The 4,562-nt window shown below is 39.3% G+C and carries 5 protein-coding genes; all 5 read right to left on the bottom strand.

What is annotated here, in order from left to right; all coding sequences use genetic code 11:
- Positions 1-718, bottom strand: a 718-nt coding sequence (locus AC5V8P_RS23710; protein ID WP_495473927.1) for an HAD-IIB family hydrolase, incomplete at its 3' end; no start/stop codon positions are given.
- A gap of 48 nt (positions 719-766) precedes the next feature.
- Positions 767-931: a hypothetical protein gene (locus tag AC5V8P_RS23705; RefSeq protein ID WP_196771870.1), complete on the bottom strand. Its 165-nt coding sequence runs from the start codon at positions 929-931 to the stop codon at positions 767-769.
- 352 nt (positions 932-1,283) lie between these two features.
- Positions 1,284-2,504, bottom strand: a complete 1,221-nt coding sequence (locus AC5V8P_RS23700; protein ID WP_064797090.1) for an MFS transporter — start codon at positions 2,502-2,504, stop codon at positions 1,284-1,286.
- A gap of 33 nt (positions 2,505-2,537) precedes the next feature.
- Positions 2,538-3,539 carry an ROK family protein gene (locus tag AC5V8P_RS23695; RefSeq protein WP_064797089.1) on the bottom strand — a complete coding sequence of 334 codons (1,002 nt, stop codon included), beginning with the start codon at positions 3,537-3,539 and terminating at the stop codon, positions 2,538-2,540.
- 304 nt (positions 3,540-3,843) lie between these two features.
- A partial coding sequence (locus tag AC5V8P_RS23690) for a tyrosine-type recombinase/integrase (protein ID WP_495473926.1) occupies positions 3,844-4,562 on the bottom strand: 719 nt, incomplete at its 5' end.

The raw sequence follows: 4,562 nt of genomic DNA, 5'->3' as shown, positions 1-4,562 counted from the left end.
TAGTGTTCTCACAGGCATTTTTTACAGCAAAACTGTATTTGGCAATACTCATAAGCTCCACATCATTTTCACCATCTCCAAAAGACATGGTTTCATCCTCAGTAACACCCAATATCTCTTGGAGTTTTTTTACCGTCTCCCCTTTATGAGTATGAAGCGCTGTGATATCCAGCCAATTTGCTTCAGAATCGACAATATAAATTTGATCTAGCAGTGCCTCTTCAACATGTTTTCTTAACAAGGAACTTCTCCCGGATGGATCGTAAACAGTTATTTTTAGAAAGTTGCTATTTATTTGATCCAACGAATCAATCTTCCTAACTTCCTTATAAGAGCCCTTCACAATTTTATAATACTCTTCTTGAATATGAGAATGAACATAAGCTCCTTCTGTTGTACATGCTATGATAATAAATTCATTAGCAAAAGCTTCAATTTGATTGATCGCTTGTAATGCTATATTACGTTCAATTGTAAACTCTTTTACAACGACTCCATCCTTTTTAATGCGAGTCGCACTGTCCCCCAAAATCCAGATCCCTTTTCCATGCTCACCAAACAATTCTTCGACTCTTTCACATTGCTTACCTGTACAAGCAACAAAAGAGATATTATTTTCTTGCATCTCTTTATACACCTGATTAAATAATTCAATATCAAACGTACCACTATTGTTCAGAAAAGTACCATCCAAATCACTTACTACCAGTTTAAACATAAATAAGCCTCCCTTAATTGCTAAAGCTCCCTGCCTGTCAGGTCACATTTATGACTTTTTATTTTCTTTCCAAGGGTCAACATCATAGTCTCTATAAAAATCCTCAAACAATCGTGTTGCAAGCTTTTGAACAAAAGAAGAATGAGCCAAACTACTGATTATGAAATACGTAATGCATAAAATGGCAATGCATAAGACACCTTCAATCCCCACATTGTCGCACTCCCTTATGTCGTATCTGTACTTTTATACAACATCTAATCTATTTAAGCAGCTCGATACAGCTCCAGACCACTTCATAAAACATTTAATTAAAGACATTAATAAAGTGAGTAAAAAAAGGTCGTTTATTAAGTGGTTACAAAGCTACTCAAAAAAATCATCGATAGAGCGGTAAGGTTTTACTTCCATAGGCTATCTTGATAATGCTAAGCAACAGTAAGCACCACACCATATAACTAAACATAATAAAATGAGTGAGATCATAGAGGGCTCTCCTTTCTCTTTTAGGGTATACACTTACTTTAGCTGATGAAACGCGTTTCAAGTCAAGTTGTAATTTGTCTTAAACCTTCAAAATTCTCTTTTTCAGTATACGATTCACTTGTTCTGAACTGAGCAGCATAAAAAGAAGGAAAACAAGGACTGCAACCGAAAAAAAATGAATACTTACCTGAGATGCTATCAGCCCAACAATGGGAGGGAGCAATGTTGTTCCTGTATAAGCAACTGCCATCTGATAACCCATGAGTTTGGCGGAGTTTTCCTTACCGAAACGTGTTGGCGTTTCATGAAGAAGTCCAGGGTAAATGGGTGCAAGCCCTAATCCAATAAGGATAAAACCGGGTAATAAAAAGGCAACAGGCAACGGAAGCAGCAAAATGAGTCCGCCTGCAACAGCAGTAAGTTGGCCAATCCGGATTAAGATACGATTATTTATTTTTAAAGTTACAAACCCCGTAATCAGTCTGCCTACCGTGATTCCACCGTAATACAAAGATACCCAACCAGCAGCAGTTTCAGCAGGGATGTTTCTAGCCCCTACCAAAAAGCTGGCTCCCCATAAGCCTACCGTGGCTTCTACCCCACAATAAAACAAAAAAGCAACGAGTGTGTTCTTAACTCCTTTCATTCGAATTAGATTTTGTTTGGGTGTGTTCTCAACTTGTGCGATATTGTGATCCATCTGTGAGTAGTCTGATTGAGCTTCAGAAATAATCGAATCTTGTATCGCGTTTACACGTTTCCATAATGGCAGTGTAATAAGCAAAATAATAACAAGTCCCCACTGAATCATGGATACGGCTGTATAGCCACTTCTCCATGAATTGTGGTTCGAAATGTAGAAAGACATAATGATTGGTCCCATCGTAGCTCCAACACCCCAAAAACAATGCAGCCAACTCATATGATGTGCTTTATAATGAGTAGCCACATATTGATTGAGTGCTGCATCTACAGCTCCCCCGCCGAGGCCAAGGGGAATTGCTAAGCTTACGAGCCAGAACAATGAAGGTGCAAAAGAAAACCCGAGTAACGCTCCTGCAGTCAAAAAGCAGCTCATTAGAGTAATCTTGCCTGTACCTATTTTTTCAATGATAGTTCCACTGGCTAGACTTGATACAATGGTTCCGCCTGCCACGACCATGGAGACTATTCCGGCAGACCCAAAATCAGCCCCGAGTTCCGGCCACATCACAGGCCATGCTGCCCCAAACAGGGAATCCGGGATTCCCAAGCTAATAAACGCTAGATAAATAATAATCAGAAACCAGGTTGCCATCATGTTTCTCCTCCTCTGCTCAAACGATAGATGTCGTTATTTAAAAACAATTATAGGACGCTCTAATTCTTTTAGGGTTAACTCTCTCAACCCTGTTTTAAAATCCTCATAAAATAAATCGGAGAGAACAATGTCAGGATACAAAGGCATCTCATGCTTAGCTTTGTAGGTTTCCAAAAAACGAAAAAAAGAATCTTCTTCTATATTCTCTCTATAGATCACAATTTGATCAGGATCAAATATAGATTGTAATGTTTGAATTATTTCACATATACTATTGAAAAAAACTTCTCTTCCCTTGTTTTCATCCCACACTACAGACGGTAGGAATTTGATTTCACCAGCCAATCCATGTTTGCCCTTTAAAACTCCATTGCGTAAATAAATCCCCATCCCTGGTGGAGAATTTTCAGGAAAATAAATAGCTAGCACACATTGATCTTCATCTTTCTGTTCTCTGTAAACGTATCCACACACAGCCGCATTTACATCATTCTCCACCATAACGGGCAAACCAAATTTGCTCTGCACATCCTCTGCCAACCGGATTCCATTCAACCTTTCATGACTGCTGACTGTAATCTCTCCATCAACCGATTGTCCCGGGATTCCAATACCAATAACCTTAATAGAAGGATAAAGCGAAATGATGCCTTGAATCGTGGAATAAAATTGTGCATCATCAAAAATTTGAAAGGGATGTTCTTCTTTCATGAGAGCGTCCTCGTTTAAATTAACGACCGTGGTCGATACTACATCCATTCCTTGTTTTTCATTAATATGTATAATCAGTGCCAGACTATACTCATAATTAAAACGATAGGTTAGTGCATGTCTACCACCGTTGGAAGGGACAATCTCATCTTCAAAAATCTCTCCATTATTAAGCAATTCCTGCATAAGCGTATTGATAGTAACCACACTTAAATCAGTCAAGGCAGCTAGTTGAGGTTTTGTGGCCTTGCCGATCTGCTTTAATACTTTCCGAACCAGATTCAGATTTATTTCTTTAATTAAATTTGTGTTTGCTTTTCCCATACTGTGCTCCTTCTTTTACAAAATTAGTGGGACCACTTTATAAAGATACTTTACGAAGTGGTCCCACTAATTTTGTAGCAAAATATTACCTTTGTCAAGACCAGAGTATGCTGGGCATTAAATAAACAAAGCTGTAAAAAACAAGACAAAGCTTATGCTAAAGATTACAAGTTCATAATATTAAGAACGTAATATCATGGATTTAATTTACAAGTCAGATTCAATTCTTTTTTATTGATTTTACGTAATAATAATTATGTAAACCATATTCAAATTAACTATACAATATAATCGTGGAATATACTTACAATCCCGTTATAGGTATCTGAATATCCAGTTTATCCATTGCTTTTTCTTTTTCCCGATCAGTGACATGTGTATATACCGTGGTGGTCTGGATGGATGAATGCCCCAGCAGCTCCTGTACTGTACGCAGATCTGCTCCCTTGCGCAATAGCATCGTGGCAAATGTATGTCTTAGCTTATGGCTGGAATAAGCCTCCCGACGCTCTAAGCCCTTATCTTGCTGGAATCGTTCGAACGTTTCTGTAGCAATCTGTTGGATAGAGCGCACGGCCAGACGGCGGCCTTTTTGGGATACGAACATCGCGTCCTCTTTACTTCTCCACGGCGTCAATCTTTCCTCCAATGCATGCTCTACAAAATCACAAACGGCCGCCGGTACTGGCAGGGTACGCCACTTACGCCCTTTACCGAACACATCTAATGTGCGTCTTTCTCGGCTGTAATCTGAGACATTCAACGAATGAACCTCCCCCACCCGCAATCCCATGTAGACCATAAGCAGAAAGATAGCCATATTACGATTTGCATATTTCCCTTCCACCGCGAGCAAAAACGGCTGAATATCCTTTTCATCCAGATAGACAGGCATACGGTTCTTTTCAGTTTTTGCTTTTTTGATTCCCGCTGCCGGATTTGCGCTGCATAACTCAAATTCCTGTAGCGCTCTAAAAAAACTGTTCACCGCTGCATGCTTCCGGTTCCGTGTACTATCTCCGG

This window comes from Paenibacillus sp. N119s (genome assembly GCF_059447605.1).
Note: the sequence above shows the minus strand (reverse complement) of the source record. Positions and strands in the feature narration are given on the sequence as shown.